The organism is Verminephrobacter aporrectodeae subsp. tuberculatae At4, assembly GCF_000193225.1.
In the GTDB taxonomy this organism is placed as follows: Bacteria; Pseudomonadota; Gammaproteobacteria; order Burkholderiales; family Burkholderiaceae_C; genus Acidovorax; species Acidovorax aporrectodeae.
Map to the genome: position 1 here is coordinate 1 of NZ_AFAL01000394.1, position 19,088 is coordinate 19,088.

The window sequence follows — 19,088 nt, forward strand, 5'->3', positions numbered from 1 at the left end:
CACCGCAAAGGCCCCGTTCGCCGCGACGTGGCCTGCGTCCAGGCTCAGGCCCTCGGTGTAGCTGAGCACCGCAGCGGCCCGGCCCACGGCAGTCCACGCCGCTGCGGCACTGAAGCTGCACGCCGCGCGGGCGCTCTACCCCGCCGCGGACCCGGCGCAGACGCCTGCCGGCCTGGGCGCGGGCTGGCTCATCGTGGCGGAAAGCCCGACGTCCTCCGATGCGCCGGCCGGTGACGCCGCGCGCCTGCTGGACAACATGCTGCGCGCCATGCAATTGCACCGGCACCCGCGCGTGTTCCTGGCGGCGCTGGAGCGCCCGGCGTCCGGCGGCGCGCAAGCCGACGGCGACATCCCGGCGGCCCTGGCCACCATGGTGGCCACGCTGCGACCCGCGATGCTGCTCGTGCTGGGCCATGTGGCCGCGCGTGCGGCGCTGGGTCGCAGCGAACCGCTGGGTCGCCTGCGCGCCGCTGCGCACCAGATCGCGGGTTGCCCGGCCGTGGTGACCTACGACCCCGCATTCCTGCTGCGCTCGCAGGCCACCAAGGCCGCCGCCTGGGCCGACCTGTGCCGTGCCCTGGCCACGGTGCGCAGCGCGGGCAGCGGTGCCACGGACGCCTGATTGCGCCGTCATCCCCGAGTCACAGTCCGGACATCGCGCGGTGCCATAATCCGGCGCCTGCCTGTTTTTTTTACGGAGAAATCTCCTTGGAAACCTACCCGAGTCGGTAGCTTTCAACTCCCCGGCCTGCCGTGGGGTTGAAAGCCGCCCCGAACCCCGCACCGCAGACGCCAAATCAAAGGGAGTGAGCCCATGCTCAACATCTTCACGCTCGCCAATGGCCGGTTGTGCCAGGAAGAAATCGAATCCCTGGAAGAACTGGCGCGTTTTCAGCCGATCTGGGTCGATCTGGAAGCCCCAACCCTCGAAGAAAAGCGCTGGATCAAGCAGCACTACGGCCTGTCCATCCCCGAAGACGCGATGGACGAGGACATCGAGGAATCCGCCCGCTTCTACGAAGAAGACAACGGCGAACTGCATATCCGCAGCGACTTCCTGATTGACGACGCTGAAGACCCGCGCTCGGTGCGCGTGGCCTTCATCCTGAACCAGCACAACGCCAACCTGAAAAGCCAGGGCGTGCTGTTTTCCATCCACGACGAGGACCTGCCCGTTTTCCGCCTGCTGCGCATGCGCGCACGCCGTGCACCCGGCCTGATCGAGGACGCCAAGGAGGTGCTGCTGAAACTGTTCGACGCGGACGCCGAATACTCCGCCGACACGCTGGAGAACGTCTACGACGAACTGGAAAAAGTCAGCAAGCAGGTGCTCGCCGGCGACGTGACCGACACCCGCGCCGGTGAAGTCCTGGCGGCCATCGCCCGCCAGGAAGACTTGAACAGCCGCATCCGCCGCAACGTGATGGACACGCGGCGCGCCGTGAGTTTCATGATGCGCAGCAAGATGCTCAACTCGGGACAATTCGAGGAAGCCCGCCAGATCCTGCGCGACATCGAATCGCTGGACAACCACACCGCGTTCCTGTTCGACAAGATCAACTTCCTGATGGACGCCACGGTCGGTTTCATCAACATCAACCAGAACAACATCATCAAGATATTCTCGGTGGCCAGCGTCGCGCTACTGCCCCCCACGCTGGTCGCGAGCGTGTACGGCATGAACTTCAAGTTCATGCCCGAATTGGACTGGTTGATGGGCTACCCCTATGCGCTCGCGCTGATGGCGATGAGCGCGCTGGGCCCCATGTGGTACTTTCGCAGGCGGGGTTGGTTGAAGTAAGCCCCTGCATGCCAGAGAAGACGTTGCGCCGTGTATCGACCAGAGCCTGTGTCCGCCGAGATTTGAAACCACCCGGGAATGCAAACTTCTTATTGGGCGGAATTTACCGGCTTGGCGCTGGTGCACTTTCTGGCCGTCATTGCACCGGGGCCGGATTTTGCCGTGACCATACACCAGAGCCTGCGCTTTGGGCGCGCAGTTGGCATGGTGACGGCCTTGGGCATCGGCGCCGGGATTTCCTTGCACGTCGGCTACACGCTATTGGGTGTTGGCGCATTGCTGCACACCTACCCCTGGTTGCTCACGCTGACCAGCCTGATGGGCGCCGCCTACCTGGCCTACCTCGGGCTGAGTCTGGTGCGCAGCCAAGCCCATGATTTCAGCGCAGACTCCCTGAACCTGAACCCTGCAGACACCGGGGAAGCTCCGCCATTGCGCAGGGCATTCCTGCTGGGTTTCCTGACCAACGCGACCAACCCGAAAGCGACCTTGTTTTTTCTGGCGATATTCACGACGCTGGTTCGGCCAACGACGCCGCTGCTGGTCCAAGGAGCTTACGGCCTGTGGATGTGCAGCGTGAATGCCGCATGGTTCATGCTCGTCGCGGCGCTGTTTACCGTGAACGGTATTCGCGTCGCATTCCTGCGCATTGGCCCGTGGATTGAACGCGTGATGGGGGTGATCCTGATGCTGCTTGCGCTGCGGCTTGTTTGGCAGGTCTTCGCTTGACGGCAATGACAGGGCTGCCCGTGAACACCAGCGTCACTGCCAAGCTCTACCACGAGCTGTTGCAGGCCATTGTCTCGGGCGCGCTCGCGCCCGGCGAGAAATTGAGCGAGCCGGTGATTGCGCGCCGCTTTGCGGCGAGCCGGGCTCCGGTGCGTGAGGCGATCCGCCGCTTGCAGGAGCGCGGGCTGCTCACCTACGTCGTCAACCAGGGCGTGCGGGTCGCGCAGCCGAGCGCGGCGGAGTTTCTGGCCTTGCTCGAGGTGCGCGAGGCAACCGAGGGCATGGCCGCGCGTCTCGCGGCCGAGGCCATGAGCGACGCCGAACTGGCAACGCTTGGAACGCTCGTTGCCGGCCACCGGGACGCGATCGAGCGCAACCCGCATGGCGCCTACTTGCAGGACGAGGCGGAGGCCGATTTTCATTGGCGCATCGCCCGGGGCAGCGGCAACCCGATCCTCGCCGAACTGCTGTGCGAGCAGTTCTACCCGCGCCTGCGCCTGTGCCGGCGCCTGCATTCCACGGTCGCCGGGCGGGGACGACAGGCTTGGCAGGAACATATGCGCATCACCGAGGCAATCGGCCAACGCGACGGCGAGTTGGCGGAAGTGCTGATGCGCCGGCATATCCGCGCAGCGCGCAGCGCGCTCCAGCAGGCCCTGAACGCAGCCGACAAGACCCGCAAATGATCCCCCCGCGCAAGGACTTCAGCGCCCACGGTCCAGGGCCTGAGAAATTCACCAGCGCCCAACATCCCCTTGTAAACTGCATTCACCGCAGCTGGATCATGTCCATCCATGGCGAAAATCCTTCGCCATGGAAGCCGCAAGATGCGACAGGGTCGTCAGAGCAAGCTCAGGGACCGAAGGGCTGTAGCGCCAGGCACGGTGAGTCCGTCCGACTTGCGGGCATTGAGTCAGAAGGTGCGCTACGTCGGCCACGGGAACCACAAGCGGTTTCCGGCGGACTATGGCCTGACAAGCACCAGCCCACGGCCTACAAAGTCACTCTGCGACATGGCGAGGACCATCCGGCACGAAGAGGCTTTGGCCTTGCTTGTCAGTGGCGTTCTCAAAGGAACCATCAGCGCGCCGCGCGGGGACGGATTTCCGAAGTACATCTGGTCAGTTTCTGCTGCGCGGGAAGTGTTTGAAGCCAAATCCCACCCGAATGACAGTGGGCGCTACCATGGATATCCGCTCGAATATGAAGATGCCATGCGCGCCTATGTTCTCTCAATCTGGAAATAGCGATGCCGAGTAGCTGGGAAATCGATGTGGACTGGCAACCCCTGGAAGACGGGGAGCCCGAGGAAGCGGCCTGCCTGGCCTTGATCGGTATGCGCGCCTATGGTGTGCAACTGACGCAGGGCCACGACAAGCTCCTTGACAGTCTCAGGCAGGCCCCTCTGCTTTCCGGCTACCACTTGGCGCTGTGGTTTGCTTCCAACTGGTGGCGCTTGCGCTGGGAGCCCAGGCGCCAATCAACGGCCTGGGCTTTGGCGCACGGCATGGCGAGCATCGGGGAGGGCTACATATGGCCGCACATCGACTTCGCATCCGATGGCCGGTTCGTGCTGCTCAACGCCAGGCCCACGCTGAACCGACCTGGCACGCCTTTCCGGTACATCGCGCCTGAAACCACCTCCGCAATCGCCGCCGCGGATTTTGAAGCGGTGGTCGACGCGTTTGTCGCCACCGTCGTCCAGCGTCTCAAGGACCGCTCCTTGGCGGCAACCGGGCTTGAGTCCACTTGGTCCGCCGTGGTTGAGGAACGCGCCTCGCAAGCAATGACCACCAGAAGAAAGCTGGAAGCCTTGCTGGGATTCGACCCGCAGGACATGGACGAGTCCCGGTATGCCCGGTTGGAGGACGAAAGCAGGCGCATCGGCGCGGCAACGGTCGAGGAATTGGCCGCTGCGGCGGACCACGACGGATCCATCCCGACGGCTTCTGATCTGGACGCGATGGGCCGTGCGAGGGGTTACCCCTGCGGCGGATTCATTCAGCCTGCATCCGTCAGCGAACGCGGACCATCGGTGTTTGCCTGGAAGTCCGGCGAGACAGCCGCCAAGCTGCTGCGTGATCAAGAGCACCTTGGCCTGAACCCGATCACCAATGACACCCTGTCGGGTCTATGCGGCCTGCAAACCAAAGTCCTGAAGCCGGAAGATCGAACGGCTACAAGCCCGCAATTGTCATTTTTCGAACGTGGCAGGGCTGGAGAAGGCCGCGTTGTCCTGCGCTCCAAGTGGGCAGAAGGGCGCCGCTTCGATCTGGCGCGCCTGTTGGGCGACGAGTTGATGCGTGACGAGGACGAGCCCTTCAGTCCCGCCACCCGCTCGCAGACCTATCGCCAAAAGGCACAACGCGCGTTTGCTGCGGAGTTGCTGTGCCCGTTCCAAGCCGTCGAGGACATGCTCAATGGCGACTACTGCGAAGAAGCCCAGCAGGACGTGGCGGCGCACTTCAGCGTCTCTTCCCAGGCCATCCGGACCCAGCTTGCAAACCACGGGCGAATCGACCGGTTTGAACCGGACTGGGAGGTAGGCGCTGGCCGGTTGGTATCGCCTGATTGATCTGCGATTGAGAAATGCTCAACATCCCCCCGGGAACCGCACCTGGATGGTCACAGGGCGTGCTGCGCCCGTGAGCCAAACCTTGAATTCCCGTCGTGACACATGGAAGTAATAGCAGCCGTTGAAGCTGTCTTCTCTGCTGCTGGCGTCCTTATTGGCGCAATCCATGGCCAGTTCCACCCACCTTTTATCCAGATTGTCCTTTCCCACAGCGGCGGTCCAAGACGGTCTCCAGGGGAATTTGATGTTCGGTTCGTAGATCTCGTCACTGCGCTCAACCCACGTCAGCGCGGGACGCAGGGAGGTGAATGCTCCCGGTTTTTCAGCGCCAGAAATCCCAGTATCTTTGTCGCCGTCTGACAGGGCCACTTGGTAGTATTGCCGCCTCTTGATGCGCACAGGCTTCTCATCGAGGATCACCTCCAGCGAGTTCGTAATGGGCGCATTGAACTCGAAAACGCCGGAGGCGTTAGCCACCAGTGGTTCGGAGACATTGCCATCTTCGTCCTTGACCCGTATCTCAAGCGCATGGACAGGGATACACAGCAGAGCCAGAGCCGTGCCAAAGCACGCCGCCAGGCGGGAGATGACAGCAAATCGCCATTGGATAAATGGGTTTTGATACGCTTGCTGCAACAGCGATGATTTCGAGTTCATTTGAATCCTCCAATGGCGCGGATGCGCAACGTGATGGCAGGGTTGGGTGGAAGCAAGGGAAAACCAGTCAGCGTCCACGGTCCAGGTCTAGCCCGGGCGTTTGAGCTCGGGTTTGGCGAAGCGGCAGTTCGCCAGCACCGGCAAGACCCGGCGTGCATGCCGGATGCGCGCCGGGTCGATCTCGGCGGTCAGCAGGGCCGGGCCTTCGGCGGCGCGTGCAATGACCACGCCCAGGGGATCGACCACCATGCTGTGGCCGATGTTGCGCTCGCCGCATTCGCCCGTGGCCACTGTGTAGCAGGTGTTCTCGAGGGCGCGCGCGGTGAGCAGCACCTCCCAGTGGGCCTCCTTGCGCGGGCCCTTGACCCAGGCTGCGGGCAGCACCAGCACCTCGGCGCCGTCGAGCGCAAGGCGCCGGGCCAGTTCGGGAAAGCGCAGGTCGTAGCAGGTCATCAGGCCGATCTTCAGCCCCGCGACATCGACCAGGGGCGGCACCTCGTCGCCGGGCGCGACGCTGCCCGACTCCTGCACCGAGAACGCGTCGTAGAGATGGAGCTTGCGGTACTGCGCCAGGAGCTTGCCGTCGCGGATCGCGATCAGCAGGTTGAAGACCTTGTCGTTCGCTGCGGGCACGTGGACGCACATCATCACCGTGCTCTGCGCGCCGCGACTGGCTTGCAGCAGTTGGGTCACGAACGGGCCGTCGAGCGGCTGCGCCGACTTGCGCACCAGGTCGGGGTCGGTGATGTCGCGCGCCAGCACGCCCTCGGGCAGGACCAGCAGATCCGCGCCCTGGCGCCCGGCCTGCGCCATCAGATCCAGGCAGGTGTCGGCATTGCGCTGCCATTCACGGTCAACGGCAAACTGGCCGAGTGCGACTTTCATCATGCATCCTTTGTTCCAATGCCCTGCTGCCACCCGGCCAGCGGAAACAATTCCCGGGGCGAGAGGCAGGTCTGCGTGATTCTCTGGGCGTGCAGTTCCTTGCCGAAGTCGGCAATCATTTGCTCATTTTGCACAAAGCCGTTGCGGTTCCATGAATCCGGCAGGTCGCGCGCGGTCTGTTGCAGTTCGTCAATGATCCAGGGCGTGGTGTCCGCGTACTTGCGGCGCTTTTCCAGCCACAGCCGGGCCGCCTCGTCGAGCAGTTCGCTGAGCGCCTGCGGCAGGCCCGGCCAAGCCTGCACGAGGGCCTTTCTGATTCCCAGCACATGGATTCCGGGCACGTAGCCCGTGGTCCGAAAATAATCGACCTCGGCCTGCCGGCAATGGGGCAGCAGGGGCCGCAGGCCGCAGGCCGGTTCAAAAAAGCCGGGCGGCATGAAGGGTGTGAAGACGGCGTCGAGCGCGCCCGCGTGCAGCAGATCGACCAGGGGGCGCTCGTCCGCCACGGCCTCGATGTGGCCCGCCTGCCCATGGCCGTGGAGCCGATCGACGACCGGGTGCGCGGCCGTCAGGCGGCCGACGAACCACTGGGCGTCGGCCATGCCGATGCCGGCCTGGCGCAGGATGGCGCGGGTCCAGACGTTGCCCGAGTCCTGCCAGCCAGTCAGCCCGATGCGCTTGCCGGCGAGCTGCCCGATCTGCGTCCAGGGGCTTTGCGCCGCCGTGATGATGCAGCGGTGGCGGAATGCGCGCATCAGGAAATGCGGCACACCGACGATGGCCTCGTCGCCGCGCGCACGCGCCTGGGCATAGCGGCTGAACGAGATCTCGCCGGCGTCGTAGCGCGGATCGGCGGCCAGGTCCTCGGGAAGGGTCCCGACACGGTGGAGTTCGACCTGGACCTCGCTGGAGCGCAGATCACCGAGCGCCAGGGGCGTCAGATAGTCCCAGTCGCGCACCGCCAGGCGCAGCACGGTCTTTGTCATCGCGGTCCGTTCCCCGTTCAGTCGAGCGCAATGCCGCGGTCCTGCGCCAGCTTGCGCCAGCGCGCGCGGCTCTTGCGCTGCTCTTGCAGCAGCGCGTCGCCGATCAACGCATCGGTCTCGGTGTCGCCCATCGCCTGCAGCTTGGCGCGGACCTGGGGCGATTGCAGCGTCTCCTTCAGCGTGTGCTGCAATTTTGCGAGCACGGTCGGCGGCGTGGCGCGGGGCGCGTACAGGGCGGTCCAGCCCAGCAGTTGCAGTTGCGGGTAGCCCAGTTCACCCACCGTCGGCACCTCGGGCAACGCGGCCAGGCGCGTGGTGTCGGTCACGGCCAGGGCCCGGAGCTTGCCGGCCCTGATCAGCGCCTGCGTGGCCGAAGGCGTGTCGAACTGCATGTCAACGCTGCCGCCCAGCAGGTCCACCTGGGCCGGGCCCGGTCCCTTGTACGGCACGTGCCTGAGCGGGCTGCCACTCAGCAGGCTGAGCATTTCTCCCAGCATATGCGGGTTGGTCCCCGGGCCGGCGCTGGCGTAGCTGATTTTTTCGGGGTTGGCCTTGGCGCTTGCGAGCAGTTCATCCAGGCTCTTGATGCCGGACTGGCTGTTGACCACCAGCAAAAAGGGCGAGACGCCGATGCGCCCGATCGGCGCGAAGTCGGCGTCGGCGTCATAGGGCAGCTTGCGCTTGGACACCGCCGGCAGCATCACCATCACGCTCGATGCCCCGACGAGCAGCGTGTAGCCGTCGGCCGGGGCCTTGGCGACCACATCGACCCCGATGGAGCCGCCCGCGCCGGCGCGGTTGTCAACCACCATCTGCTGCCCCAGTCTGCGCCCCATGTCTTGCGCCACCAGCCGGGCCGTCACGTCCGACGACGAGCCGGGCGTGGTGTGCACGATCAGCTTGATCGGCCGCACGGGATAGTCCTGCGCATGGCCCGCATGGCTGGTGAGGGCCACGAGCCCGATGAGCAGGAGAAAGGAAGCGATTCGACCTTGCATGGGATGACTCCGTGGTGGGTGCTGGCAGCGGATACCGGGTACCGGATACGCCTCGTTGCGCAGAACACTGTATGTCGCTGGATGCGCGCAGGCCAATTGGAATTTTCAACCGCACACGGCGGTGCGCCTTGCAAGCACCATGGGGCATGCAAGGGCCAGGCTGCTGCGGGGTGTTTCATTCCAGCCGGAGCTGGACTTCCTTGATCACGGCGGCCCATTTGCGCCTTTCAGCGACCAGGAACTCGCGGAATTCGTCCGGGCTGCTGCCAACGACCTGCATGCCGTCCTGAACCAGGCGTTGCGCGATCTCCGGCTGGCGCAGCACCTGCACCAGATCGCGTTGCAAGCGCGCAAGCACGTGGGCCGGGGTGCCCTTGGCCGCGCACAGCCCGGTCCACGCCACGGGGTCGAACCCGGGCACGCCGGCCTCGGCGAATGTGGGCACCTCGGGCAGCGACTGCAGGCGCTGTAGCGCCGCCACGCCAAGCACGCGCAGCTTGCCGGATTTGGCGTAAGCCAGGGAGCTGATGGGTTGATCGAAGATCAGCGAGACTTGGCCGCCGATCAGGTCCGTCATCGCCTGCCCCGTTCCCTTGTAAGGCACATGGACGATGTGGATGCCGGCGCGCAACTTGAGCATTTCCCCCGCCAAGTGGCCCATCGTGCCGTTGCCGGACGAGGCGAAATGGAGTTCGCCCGGATGGGCCTTGGCGTAAGCAATCAGTTCCGGGACGCTGCGGATCGGCAGCGCCGCGTTGGCCAGCGCAATGTACGGCGTGTTGGCGATCAGCGAGACCGGGACGATGTCGGTCCGTGGGTCGTATCCGGGTTTCTGCAGCAGCGGCTGTATGGTCAGCAACCCGGTGGTGCAAATCATCAGGGTGTGGCCGTCGGCGGGCGCTTTGAGCATGCTGTCGGCAGCGATGCTGCCCCCGGCGCCGGGGCGGTTGTCGATCAGCACCTGCTGGCCCAGCGCCTCGGACAGCTTGGGCGCCAGCAGACGGGCGACGATGTCGTTGGAGCCCCCAGGAGAAAACCCCACCAGGATGCGCACGGGCCGCACGGGGTATGCGGGCTCGGCATGCGCGGTGGGGGCCAGCAGCAACGCGCTCGTCACGGCAAGGCAAAGGCATTGGAGCAGGGGGTTCATGGTGCGGCCTGGGTCTATGGAATGCAGGAATCGGCCGTGCCGCCCACGGCGGGCGTCAACGCCGCAGCGGCGGCCGCGATCCGGCGGCAGCCCTCGTCGAGTTGCGCGCTGCTGGTGGCAAACGACAGCCGGAAGTGGGCATCGACGCCGTAGGCCGAACCCTGCAGCACCGCCAGGCCCTGCGCGTCCAGCAACCAGTCGGATCAGGCGACAAGCAGCTTGGCGTGCGCCGTACCCGATCCCAGGCATTATTTTCCATAGTCGGGGCAGGAATTGCAGACGCTGGTTCGAGATTGCCAAAAAGGGTGATTTTTCCAGCCTGGCGGGAATCCCATGTCTGCTACTGATAAATGCGCAACGGCGGGAAAACCGTCGATCATGCTTCGCATGCGCTTGCGCCACGACGAGTTCGGCGAGACCTTATCCATGAAATGCATCAAGATGCAAATCACGACGTACAACCTGGCCGTGATGTCAGGTTTGCCGATAAGTGGGTCGAATGACGGTATGTCCCCTCGAGCAGGCATCTTGGGTTGATCGACCAAGTTTTTGTTCCACAACCGACTGTGGTGTGCCGCGACATTCCGGACGAAGTTCATCGAACGCAACCAGCTCTCCATGACCCGCCAGTCCGGAATACCGTATTTCATGGCGATAGCGGATTTGTCAGCGATCGTCATGCCTTTGTAAAAGGTCGAGAGCATGCCAAACTCCCAAATTTCGACTGAAACCCAAATCGGTAATAGCAGATCGTACTTTTGTTTGTAGTGTTGAACGAAATCTTCTTTCGACCTTCCCAGGACTTGGTTGTACCGATCGAGCCATTCTTGATGACCGGTTTTCCCGGTTCGTGCTTGGAGTTTCTTGGTGAAGGCTCCGTGCAATAGCTCTGGCTTCGTGTAGGCGAAAGGGTCATGTGCCCCTACTTGGTAAGCAATAGCCACCCGGAGCGCCACCTCGATCCGCTCTATGGCGTCAAGCACCAAGAGCCGAAGGCGCTTGTCAAAAATGTACAAGTCCAACGCGTGTTCAAAACGGGTGCCAGGACAAAATTCGTTCTCGCGATGAACTGTGATTTTTTGAGTGACCGGATCCTGTGTCAGGGACGTTTCCCGGAAGGAATACCAGTAAGCGCTGAGGCGGTAGTACCCAATCTGTTCAAGATAGAGCAGAGCGGCTGCATCGTCTGTCATCCCAAGGCCACGCGCCTTCAGCAACTCCAATTGCTGTTGGAAACTGAGGTAGGGCTTGTTGCAGGTTGACATTTCGCCCCGGAACAACACAAGAAATAGAAAACCCGCCCGTACGTCTTTCGACGCAGAGGAGCGGGCCGTGTTGCTGCCGATTCTATCGTGGCTGGTGGATCCAAGTCAATGGGAACTAGAAATGGGCTTGGCCAAGCCCGGCGCACCGGTCCCGACGCCGCGCCGGATCGACCGCAGGTCCCTCAGCCGGCTGAGTTGGCTGAGTCAGCGGGCGCCGGTTTCCTTCGCGCGCGCACGCGGGCCAGAAGCGGCGGGAGGACCAGCACGAGGAGCGCGAGCACGAGCAGCGTGGCGGCTGTGGGTGTGCCGATGAGCACGTGCCAATCACCCTGGCCGACCGCCAGCGCGCGCCGCAGCTGGATTTCCGCCTGCGGTCCGAGGATCAGGCCGATCAGCACCGGGGCAATCGGGAAGTCATGGACGCGTGCGACATAGCCGATCAGTCCCAGGCCGCACATCAGCGCCAGGTCCATCCAGGAGGTCGATGCGCCCCAGACGCCGACCAGCGCAAAGACGATGATTCCGCCATAGATGGAGTGCCGTGGCAGCAGCAACAAGCGCACCCAGACGCCGACCAGCGGCAGGTTCAGCACGAGCAGGATCAGGTTGCCGATGTACAGGGAGGCGATCAGCCCCCAGAGCAGTTCGGGGTTGGTGTCAAACAGCATGGGTCCGGGCTGCAAGCCGTAATTCTGAAACGCTGCGAGCAGCACGGCGGCGGTTGCGGTCGAGGGCAGGCCGAGGGTCAGCAAGGGCACCAGGATTCCCGCGGCGGCGGCGTTGTTCGCCGCTTCGGGGCCGGCGACACCCTCGATCGCGCCGTGGCCGAATTCCTCGGGATGCCGGGACAGGCGGCGCTCCAGCGCGTAGGACAGGAAGGTCGGAATCTCGGTGCCGCCGGCGGGCAGTGCGCCAATCGGAAAGCCGAGGAGGCTGCCGCGCAACCAGGGTTTCCAGGAGCGGCGCCAGTCCTGGCGCGTCATCCAGCGGCCGCCCGCAAGCGGGTTCGGCGCCGCCGGGATGCGGCGGCTGTGCCTGGCCACGTAGAGCGCCTCGCCGACGGCGAAGAGCGCGACCAGAACGACGGTGAAGGAGACGCCGTCGAGCAGTTCGAGCCGGCCAAAGACCATGCGCGCCTGCCCGGTCTGGGCGTCGATGCCTATCGTTCCCAGCGCCAGGCCGAAGAACAGCGCGGTGAGGCCGCGCACCAGGGAACGCCCCATGACCACGGCGACCGCGGTGAAGGACAGCATCATCAGCGCGAAATAATCCTCCGGCCCGAAGAAGAAGGCCAGTTCGGCAATCGTCGGCGCCAGGAAACTCAGCGCCAGCGTGCCGACCGTTCCCGCGACAAAGGAGCCCAGCGCCGCCGTCGCCAGCGCGGCGGCGCCGCGCCCTTGGCGCGCCATGCGATTGCCTTCGAGCGCGGTCATCACCGTGCCGCTTTCGCCGGGGGTGTTGAGCAGGATCGACGTGGTCGAGCCGCCGTACAGCGCGCCATAAAGGATGCCGGCGAACATGATGAAGGCCGAGGTGGGCTCCACGTGCGCCGTCACCGGCATCAGCAGCGCGATCGTCAGCGCCGGTCCGATTCCGGGCAGGACGCCGACGGCGGTTCCCAGGGCGCAGCCGACCAGCGCCCAGAACAGGTTCATGGGCTGCAAGGCGACGGCAAACCCGCCAAGGAGTTGGCTCGGGATGTCCAGCATCGCGTCAGCCCGGCAGGGGCAGGAAGGCGCCCAGACCGATGCCCAGGCGGGAGAAGACGAACCAGGTGAGGCTGCCGAGCAGCGCGCCGACCACGAGGTCGCGCCCCGTGCGCGGCGAGCCGAAGGCGCGGGCCACCAGCGTGAAGGCGAGCATCGCGGTCAGCGGAAAACCGAGCCAGCGCATCGTCAGCAGCGGAACGCCCATGCCCGCCAGCGCGAGCAGCAGGGCCTGGCGTGACGCCGGCGCTGCGCTCGCGTCCGCGTCCGCGTCTCCGTCCCCATCCGCGTCCTCGGGCGCGACGGCCGTGAACGTGCCGCGCAGCGCCTGCACGATCAGAATCAGTCCGAGAAGCGTCAGGCCGATCCCTTCCACAAAGACGATGGCCTCCGGGCCCAGCCCGACGTACCCGGTGGTGGAAGCGATCCCGGACGCGCCATGGATCCAGAGCGCGCCCATCAGGGCAACCCCCAGCCCGATCCACCATGGCCGCGCCACCCGGTTTGCTTGGTGTGTGTCGTGCATCGTTCGGTCTCCTGCGAAATGGGCGTGGAAATCGGCGTGGGCCATGGCGCGCAGCGCCTGCGGTCGGCCGGGGGCTATTTCAGAATGCCGACGTCCCGGAGCGCGTCCGACCAACGGGCCTCCTCGCTCTTGAGGAAGGCGGCGAACGCGTCGCCCGGCAGGTAGGCGTCTTCCCAGCCCTGGGTTTTGAGCGTTTCCTGCCAGACCGCAGACCCGTGCAGCGCGGCGAAGCGATCGAGCCAGAGCTTGCGCGCGGCCGCGCTCATTCCGGGCGCGCCAACGAAACCGCGCCAATTGCCCATCTCCACCGGAATTCCGGATTCCCTGAGCGTGGGCGCATTCAGTCCCTCGACCCGCGTGGGGCCGGAGACCGCGATGATGCGGATGCGCCCGGAGTCGGCGAAGCGGCGGAACTCCGAGACGCCGGAGATCGCGGCCCGGAGCTTGCCGCCGCCCAGCGCGGCGAGGATCTCGCTGCCGGAGAAGGACACGAAATTGATCTTCGAGACCGGCGCGCCGGCGTGCTTGGCGAGCAGCGCGAGCATCACGTGGTCGACGCTGCCAGCCGACCCGCCGCCGACCGGGAGCGCGCCCGGATCGGTCTGCAAGGCCTGCATGAAGTCCTGCACCGTCCTGATGGGCGAAGCGGCCGGAACGGCGATCGCGTTGTACTCGTTGGTCAGGCGCAGCAGCGGCGTGGTGTCGGCGAGCGACACCGGCGTCTTGTTGCTGATGGCGCCGCCGACCATGATGACGCCCGTCACCATCAGCGCGTTGTCGTCGCCCTTGGCGGTGCGGACGAATTCGGCCAGGCCGATCGTTCCCGCCGCGCCGCCCTTGTTCGTGAAGGACGCACCATCGGTAAACACCTTCGATCGGGCAAAGGCCGCCAGCGTGTGGCGGGCGGCGCCGTCCCAGCCGCCGCCCGGATTTGCCGGGATCATCACCCGCGCGGGGTCGGCCGCGGCCGTCCCGGAAACCAGCGCCAGCGCCAGCGCGCCAGCCATCACCATTCGCTTTTGCATTGTGTGTCTCCTCTGTCTCCATCTCCATGTCGCCCTGGCGCACCGTGCGCGCAGGGTCGATTGCCGCCTGCTCTTGCCTGCTACCGCGCCGCCAGCTCCGGCGTGACGGAGGCAACGATCGAGGCGTCGAGCGCCTCGTAGTCGGGCAGACCGATCGTCGCGTAGAGCTCCGCCCGGGTCTGCATTTGCCCGACCATGCCGTGCGTGCCGCCGTCGCGGGCGAGCGCCGCGTAGAGCTGCGCCTGCGCCCGGTTGGCGACCCGCAGCGACGAGACCGGCCAGATCACCATGCGGTAGCCCATGGCCTCGAACTCGGCCGCGGTGAAAAAGGGGGTGCAGCCAAACTCGGTCATATTCGCCAGCAGCGGCACCCCTTGCGGCATGCGCTGCGCGAACTCCTGAAACATCGCGGCCGTGCTCAGCGCTTCCGGGAAGATCGCGTCGGCGCCCGCCTCCAGATAGAGCTGCGCGCGCGCGATCGCGCCGCCGAGCCCTTCGCTTGCCGCAGCGTCGGTGCGGGCGACGATGTACAGATGCCGGCGCGCCGTCACGGCCGCAGCGATCTTCGCCGCCATGTCACGCGCGTCGGCGAGTTTCTTGTGGTTCAGGTGGCCGCATTTCTTGGGCAGCAGTTGGTCCTCGATATGCACCGCAGCGGCGCCCGCGTCCTCGAAGACGCGGACCATGTGCATGACGTTGAGCGCCTCGCCGTAGCCGGTGTCGCCATCGACCAGCACCGGCAGGCCGCTCGATCGCGCCAGTTGCCGGATGAAGAAGGCGACCTCCTCGACGGTGATGATTCCCAGATCGGGCAGGCCCATCGACGCGGTCATCGCGGCGCCGGACAGGTAGAGCGCGTCGAAACCGGCGGCTCTGGCCTGAAGCGCCGCCATGCCGTTGTGCGCGCCGGGCATCCTCAGGATGCCCGCGCGCGCAAGCAGCGCGCGCAGGCGCTCGCCCGCCGGCTGCGTTGGACAATCCGCGGCAACGAGGTAGGGCATGGGCTTCAGACTTCGCCTGCGTAGAGATCGACGTAGTCGGGCACCGCCATGGCCTCGAGCTGCGCCTGATCGAGCGAGACCGCGAGGATTTGGCGCTGGCGCTTGGCGACGAAGCGGCGCGCGAGATGCGCGCGGAACTTGGCCTCGAGCAGCGCCATGGCCTCGGCGCGCCGCCGCTGGTGGCCGATCGGGTACGCCACCATGCACTCGGGCAAGCGAGTGCCGTCGTTCAGCGTGAGCGCCAAGGCGTTGGCGATCGCGCGTTTTTCCGGGTCGTGGTAGTCGCGCGTGAAAGCGGGGTCCTCGACGCATTCGATCCGCTCGCGCAGCGCGTCGATGCGCGGGTCGGCGGCCACCGCGTCCTCGTAATCGCTGGCGCTCAGGCGCCCGAAGATCAGCGGGACGGCGACCATGTATTGCAGCGCATGGTCACGATCGGCCGGGTTGTGCAGCGGCCCGCGCTTGTCGATGATGCGCATGCAGGCCGCCTGGGTGCGGACCCGGACCGAGGCGATGTCATCGCTGCTGCGCCCCATTTCGCGCAGCTGGCCGTGCAGCGCCATGGCGGCCTCGACGGCGGTTTGGGCGTGAAACTCCGCCGGATGGGAGATCTTGAACAGCACGTGCTCCATCACGTAGCTGCCGTAGGGGCGCTGAAATTTGAACGGCTGCCCACCAAAGCAGGCATCGTAGAAGCCCCAGTGCTTCGCCGTCAGGGCCGAGGGGCAGCCCATCTCGCCGCTTCGCGCGATGAGCGCCAGCCGGACCGCGCGGCTCGTGGCGTCACCCGCCGCCCAGCTCTTGCGCGACCCGGTATTCGGCGCGTGCCGGTAGGTCCGCAGCGCCTGGCCATCGACGAAGACCAGCGACAGCGCGGCGATGACCTCGTCACGGCCGAGACCGAGCATGGCGCAGACGACGGCGGTTGACGCCAGCTTGACCAGAATCACATGGTCCATGCCCACCGCGTTGAAGGCGTTCTCCAGCGCCAGGCAGCCCTGGATCTCGTGCGCCTTGATCATCGCCGTCAACACCTCGCGCATCGCCATCGGCGCGCGGCCCGCGGCCACGGCCTGGCGCGAGCGCCAGTCGGCCACCGCGAGGATGGCGCCGAGGTTGTCCGACGGATGCCCCCATTCGGCCGCAAGCCAGCAATCGTTGAAATCGAGCCAGCGGATCATCGTGCCGATGTTGAACGCCGCCTGCACCGGGTCGAGCTGGTAGGGCGTTCCGGGAACGCGCGCGCCGTGCGGGACGATGGTTCCGGCAACGATGGGGCCGAGCAGCTTGGTGCACTCCGGGTATTCCAGTGCCGCGAGCCCGCAGCCGAGCGTGTCGATCAGGCAGTTGCGCGCCGTCTCGTAGGCGAGCGCGCTATCCACCCGGTAGTTCAAGACATAGTCGGCGATGTCGGCGAGTACGGCGTCCGGCGCCGGGCGGTCATTGTTGCTGGCTGGATTCATGAACGGGCAGTCTCTGGCTGGCGGCCAGGGGTCGAAAGCTTTAATGTCGACAATTCTGGCGGTTCAATGCGATTCAAGCAAGGGTGTTTGGCCTGAATTTCCCAATATTGTCGACAACTATCCCTGACGGCGTCTTTGCCGGGCATCGATCAGGGACGGATCAACCGCAACGCGCGGCGGCGGCCATTTTCCAAGCGTCTTGCACTCCGGGTACACCCTTATGATCCCGGCCTGCCCCCGCATTGCCGCAGCACACCCCCTCCATGTCCGCCATCTTCAACTTCACCTTCGTCCCCTGGTTTCGCTCGGTGGCGCCGTATATCCACAAGTTCCGCAACCAGACCTTTGTGATCGGCTTGACCGGGGAGGGCATTGCGGCGGGCAAGCTGTACAGCATTGCGCAGGACCTGGCGCTGATCCAGGCGATGGGCGTGCGCATCGTGCTGGTGCACGGTTTTCGCCCGCAGGTGAACGAGCAACTGGCCGCCAAAGGCCACGCCGCCCGGTACGCGCATGGCATGCGCATAACGGACTCGGTGGCGCTCGACTGCGCGCAGGAGGCCGCAGGCCAGCTGCGCTACGAGATCGAGGCGGCTTTCAGCCAGGGCCTGCCGAATACCCCGATGGCCGGGGCCACGGTGCGCGTGATCTCGGGCAACTTCCTGACCGCGCGGCCCGTGGGCATCGTGGGCGGCGTGGACTTCCAGCATTCGGGGCTGGTGCGCAAGGTTGACGTGGCGGGAATTCAGCGCACGCTGGACATGGGCGCCCTGGTGCTGCTCTCGCCGTTCGGCTTCTCGCCCACCGGCGAGGCCTTCAATCTGGGCATGGAAGAGGTGGCCACCAGCGTGGCGATCGAACTGCGGGCCGACAAGCTGATCTTTCTGACCGAGGTGCCCGGCATCCGCATGCAGCCCGGCGCGCCCGACGGCGAAGACAACCCCATAGACACCGAGCTGCCGCTCGCAGACGCGCAGGCCCTGCTGGCCCGCTTGCCCAGCGCGCAGCAACCCACCGACGCCGGCTTTTATTTGCAGCATTGCGTCAAGGCGTGCAAGGCCGGCGTGGAGCGCAGCCACATCCTGCCGTTTGCGGTCGATGGCTCGCTGCTGCTCGAGGTCTATGTGCACGATGGCATAGGCACGATGGTCATCGACGAGAAGCTGGAAGAACTGCGCGAGGCCAGCATCGACGACGTGGGCGGCATCTTGCAACTGATCGAGCCGTTCGAGAAGGACGGCACGCTGGTCAAGCGCGACCGCACCGAGATCGAGCGCGACATTGCCACCTACACCGTCATCGAACACGATGGCGTGATCTTCGGCTGCGCCGCGCTCTACCCCTACCCCGAGGCCAGGACGGCCGAGATGGCGGCGCTCACCGTGTCGCCACAGAGCCAGGGAACGGGCGATGGCGAGAAACTGCTCAAGCGCATCGAGCAGCGCGCGCGCAGCATGGGGCTGGACAGCATTTTCGTTCTCACCACCCGCACCATGCACTGGTTTCTCAAGCGCGGCTTTCAGTCCGTGGACCGGGAATGGCTGCCCGACGCGCGCAAGCGCAAGTACAACCCGGACCGGCGCAGCCAGGTGCTGGTCAAGCGGCTGTAGGGCACGCCGTCTCCGGGAGCCGCCGCAGTGCCGCCAGCGCGTCCGTGTCGGTGCGGTGCAGGGCCAGACCGTCTAGCAGCCCGGCCTGGCGCAGTACCTGCTCGGCGGGCAGCTTCAGTCCGCTCAGATGCAGGCTGCCGCCCCTTGACTGCATGAGGGCGAGCAACTGCGCAAAGGTTTCCACCCCGGTCACGTCGATGCGGTTCATGGGCTGGGCGAGCAGGCACAGGTGCAGCACGTCGGGATGCGCCGCCAGATGCTCCGTCACGCGCCGCTCCAGCGCGCTCGCCGAGGCAAAGTCCAGCTCCGCGTCCATGCGCAGCGCCAGCAGCCGGGGCGCCAGCGGGGGCAGATTCCACAGATGGCGGTCGCGCAGGCTGCCGTCGGGATGCAGGCCCACCTCGATGATGCGCGGGTGCAGCCGCAGGTACAGGAAATGGCTCAGGTTCATGAGCAGGCCCACCAGAACGCCCCAGTACATGCGCGGAGCCGTGGCCAGCGTCAGCGCCCAGGTGACGGCGGCGATCATGGCCTCCACGCGCGACACGCGCCACAGCCGCGGCAGCGTTGCGGGCCGGATCAGGCCGCTCACCGCCGTGATCACCACGGCGGCCAGCACCGACTGCGGCACATGGTAGAGCGCGGGCGTGAGCCACAGCAGCAGCACCAGCATCAGGCCGACGGTGAACAATGCGGCCCAACCGCTCTTGG

The 19,088-nt window shown here is 65.7% G+C and carries 20 protein-coding genes; 7 read left to right on the forward strand and 13 right to left on the reverse strand.

Features of this window, described 5'->3' with window-relative positions:
• The first annotated feature begins 193 nt into the window (after positions 1–193).
• From VTU_RS26840 to VTU_RS0110695, 6 genes are all read left to right on the forward strand, one after another.
• Positions 194–622: a uracil-DNA glycosylase family protein gene (locus VTU_RS26840; protein WP_010104021.1), complete on the forward strand. Its 429-nt coding sequence runs from the start codon at positions 194–196 to the stop codon at positions 620–622.
• A gap of 192 nt (positions 623–814) precedes the next feature.
• Positions 815–1,801, forward strand: a complete 987-nt coding sequence (corA, locus tag VTU_RS0110680; protein ID WP_010104022.1) for a magnesium/cobalt transporter CorA — start codon at positions 815–817, stop codon at positions 1,799–1,801.
• A 78-nt stretch (positions 1,802–1,879) separates the two neighbouring features.
• Positions 1,880–2,530, forward strand: a complete 651-nt coding sequence (locus VTU_RS0110685; protein WP_010104024.1) for a LysE family translocator — start codon at positions 1,880–1,882, stop codon at positions 2,528–2,530.
• A gap of 5 nt (positions 2,531–2,535) precedes the next feature.
• On the forward strand, positions 2,536–3,216 hold the full coding sequence (locus VTU_RS0110690; protein ID WP_010104025.1) for a GntR family transcriptional regulator: 681 nt from the start codon (positions 2,536–2,538) through the stop codon (positions 3,214–3,216).
• Positions 3,217–3,543: 327 nt separating this feature from the next.
• Positions 3,544–3,777: a hypothetical protein gene (locus VTU_RS32700; protein ID WP_138927848.1), complete on the forward strand. Its 234-nt coding sequence runs from the start codon at positions 3,544–3,546 to the stop codon at positions 3,775–3,777.
• A 26-nt stretch (positions 3,778–3,803) separates the two neighbouring features.
• The gene (locus tag VTU_RS0110695; protein WP_236610706.1) at positions 3,804–5,105 is read left to right on the forward strand and encodes an ImmA/IrrE family metallo-endopeptidase; all 1,302 of its coding nucleotides are present in this window, start codon (positions 3,804–3,806) and stop codon (positions 5,103–5,105) included.
• An 18-nt stretch (positions 5,106–5,123) separates the two neighbouring features.
• Here VTU_RS0110695 and VTU_RS0110700 read toward each other — a convergent pair whose 3' ends face one another.
• From VTU_RS0110700 to VTU_RS0110755, 12 genes are all read right to left on the reverse strand, one after another.
• Positions 5,124–5,762, reverse strand: coding sequence for a hypothetical protein (locus tag VTU_RS0110700; RefSeq protein ID WP_010104027.1), 639 nt, complete (start codon positions 5,760–5,762; stop codon positions 5,124–5,126).
• An 87-nt stretch (positions 5,763–5,849) separates the two neighbouring features.
• Entirely contained in the window at positions 5,850–6,650 is an 801-nt protein-coding gene (locus tag VTU_RS0110705; protein WP_040892682.1) for a deaminated glutathione amidase, read from the reverse strand.
• Positions 6,647–7,633 carry a substrate-binding domain-containing protein gene (locus VTU_RS0110710; RefSeq protein WP_010104030.1) on the reverse strand — a complete coding sequence of 329 codons (987 nt, stop codon included), beginning with the start codon at positions 7,631–7,633 and terminating at the stop codon, positions 6,647–6,649. Before VTU_RS0110710 ends, VTU_RS0110705 begins: the two co-directional genes overlap by 4 nt.
• Before the next feature lie 17 nt (positions 7,634–7,650).
• Positions 7,651–8,631 carry a Bug family tripartite tricarboxylate transporter substrate binding protein gene (locus VTU_RS0110715; RefSeq protein WP_010104031.1) on the reverse strand — a complete coding sequence of 327 codons (981 nt, stop codon included), beginning with the start codon at positions 8,629–8,631 and terminating at the stop codon, positions 7,651–7,653.
• Positions 8,632–8,806: 175 nt separating this feature from the next.
• The gene (locus VTU_RS0110720; RefSeq protein ID WP_010104032.1) at positions 8,807–9,781 is read right to left on the reverse strand and encodes a Bug family tripartite tricarboxylate transporter substrate binding protein; all 975 of its coding nucleotides are present in this window, start codon (positions 9,779–9,781) and stop codon (positions 8,807–8,809) included.
• A 14-nt stretch (positions 9,782–9,795) separates the two neighbouring features.
• Positions 9,796–9,975: an aminotransferase class I and II gene (locus VTU_RS0110725; RefSeq protein ID WP_010104033.1), complete on the reverse strand. Its 180-nt coding sequence runs from the start codon at positions 9,973–9,975 to the stop codon at positions 9,796–9,798.
• A 54-nt stretch (positions 9,976–10,029) separates the two neighbouring features.
• The gene (locus VTU_RS0110730) at positions 10,030–11,004 is read right to left on the reverse strand and encodes an Abi family protein (protein WP_201766127.1); all 975 of its coding nucleotides are present in this window, start codon (positions 11,002–11,004) and stop codon (positions 10,030–10,032) included.
• A gap of 224 nt (positions 11,005–11,228) precedes the next feature.
• Positions 11,229–12,755: a tripartite tricarboxylate transporter permease gene (locus tag VTU_RS0110735; protein WP_010104035.1), complete on the reverse strand. Its 1,527-nt coding sequence runs from the start codon at positions 12,753–12,755 to the stop codon at positions 11,229–11,231.
• 4 nt (positions 12,756–12,759) lie between these two features.
• On the reverse strand, positions 12,760–13,278 hold the full coding sequence (locus VTU_RS0110740) for a tripartite tricarboxylate transporter TctB family protein (RefSeq protein WP_010104036.1): 519 nt from the start codon (positions 13,276–13,278) through the stop codon (positions 12,760–12,762).
• A gap of 74 nt (positions 13,279–13,352) precedes the next feature.
• A complete protein-coding gene (locus tag VTU_RS0110745) occupies positions 13,353–14,303 on the reverse strand; it encodes a Bug family tripartite tricarboxylate transporter substrate binding protein (protein ID WP_010104037.1) in 951 nt (316 codons plus the stop codon).
• A gap of 80 nt (positions 14,304–14,383) precedes the next feature.
• Positions 14,384–15,304 carry a methylisocitrate lyase gene (prpB, locus tag VTU_RS0110750; protein WP_010104038.1) on the reverse strand — a complete coding sequence of 307 codons (921 nt, stop codon included), beginning with the start codon at positions 15,302–15,304 and terminating at the stop codon, positions 14,384–14,386.
• Between the two features lie 5 nt (positions 15,305–15,309).
• The gene (locus VTU_RS0110755; RefSeq protein ID WP_010104039.1) at positions 15,310–16,767 is read right to left on the reverse strand and encodes a bifunctional 2-methylcitrate dehydratase/aconitate hydratase; all 1,458 of its coding nucleotides are present in this window, start codon (positions 16,765–16,767) and stop codon (positions 15,310–15,312) included.
• A gap of 263 nt (positions 16,768–17,030) precedes the next feature.
• Here VTU_RS0110755 and argA point away from each other — a divergent pair, with 263 nt between their 5' ends.
• Positions 17,031–18,377 carry an amino-acid N-acetyltransferase gene (gene argA, locus VTU_RS0110760; RefSeq protein ID WP_010104040.1) on the forward strand — a complete coding sequence of 449 codons (1,347 nt, stop codon included), beginning with the start codon at positions 17,031–17,033 and terminating at the stop codon, positions 18,375–18,377.
• Here the strand turns inward: argA and VTU_RS0110765 are convergent.
• Positions 18,364–19,088, reverse strand: a 725-nt coding sequence (locus VTU_RS0110765; protein ID WP_010104041.1) for an STAS domain-containing protein, incomplete at its 5' end; no start/stop codon positions are given. The genes argA and VTU_RS0110765 overlap by 14 nt on opposite strands.

Coding starts and splice junctions, on each gene's coding strand:
- corA (WP_010104022.1), top strand. CDS start 815: ATGCTCAACATCTTCACGCTCGCCAATGGCCGGTTGTGCCAGGAAGAA.
- VTU_RS0110685 (WP_010104024.1), top strand. CDS start 1,880: ATGCAAACTTCTTATTGGGCGGAATTTACCGGCTTGGCGCTGGTGCAC.
- VTU_RS0110690 (WP_010104025.1), top strand. CDS start 2,536: ATGACAGGGCTGCCCGTGAACACCAGCGTCACTGCCAAGCTCTACCAC.
- VTU_RS32700 (WP_138927848.1), top strand. CDS start 3,544: ATGGCGAGGACCATCCGGCACGAAGAGGCTTTGGCCTTGCTTGTCAGT.
- VTU_RS0110700 (WP_010104027.1), bottom strand. CDS start 5,762: ATGAACTCGAAATCATCGCTGTTGCAGCAAGCGTATCAAAACCCATTT.
- VTU_RS0110705 (WP_040892682.1), bottom strand. CDS start 6,650: ATGATGAAAGTCGCACTCGGCCAGTTTGCCGTTGACCGTGAATGGCAG.
- VTU_RS0110710 (WP_010104030.1), bottom strand. CDS start 7,633: ATGACAAAGACCGTGCTGCGCCTGGCGGTGCGCGACTGGGACTATCTG.
- VTU_RS0110715 (WP_010104031.1), bottom strand. CDS start 8,631: ATGCAAGGTCGAATCGCTTCCTTTCTCCTGCTCATCGGGCTCGTGGCC.
- VTU_RS0110720 (WP_010104032.1), bottom strand. CDS start 9,781: ATGAACCCCCTGCTCCAATGCCTTTGCCTTGCCGTGACGAGCGCGTTG.
- VTU_RS0110735 (WP_010104035.1), bottom strand. CDS start 12,755: ATGCTGGACATCCCGAGCCAACTCCTTGGCGGGTTTGCCGTCGCCTTG.
- VTU_RS0110740 (WP_010104036.1), bottom strand. CDS start 13,278: ATGCACGACACACACCAAGCAAACCGGGTGGCGCGGCCATGGTGGATC.
- VTU_RS0110745 (WP_010104037.1), bottom strand. CDS start 14,303: ATGCAAAAGCGAATGGTGATGGCTGGCGCGCTGGCGCTGGCGCTGGTT.
- prpB (WP_010104038.1), bottom strand. CDS start 15,304: ATGCCCTACCTCGTTGCCGCGGATTGTCCAACGCAGCCGGCGGGCGAG.
- VTU_RS0110755 (WP_010104039.1), bottom strand. CDS start 16,767: ATGAATCCAGCCAGCAACAATGACCGCCCGGCGCCGGACGCCGTACTC.
- argA (WP_010104040.1), top strand. CDS start 17,031: ATGTCCGCCATCTTCAACTTCACCTTCGTCCCCTGGTTTCGCTCGGTG.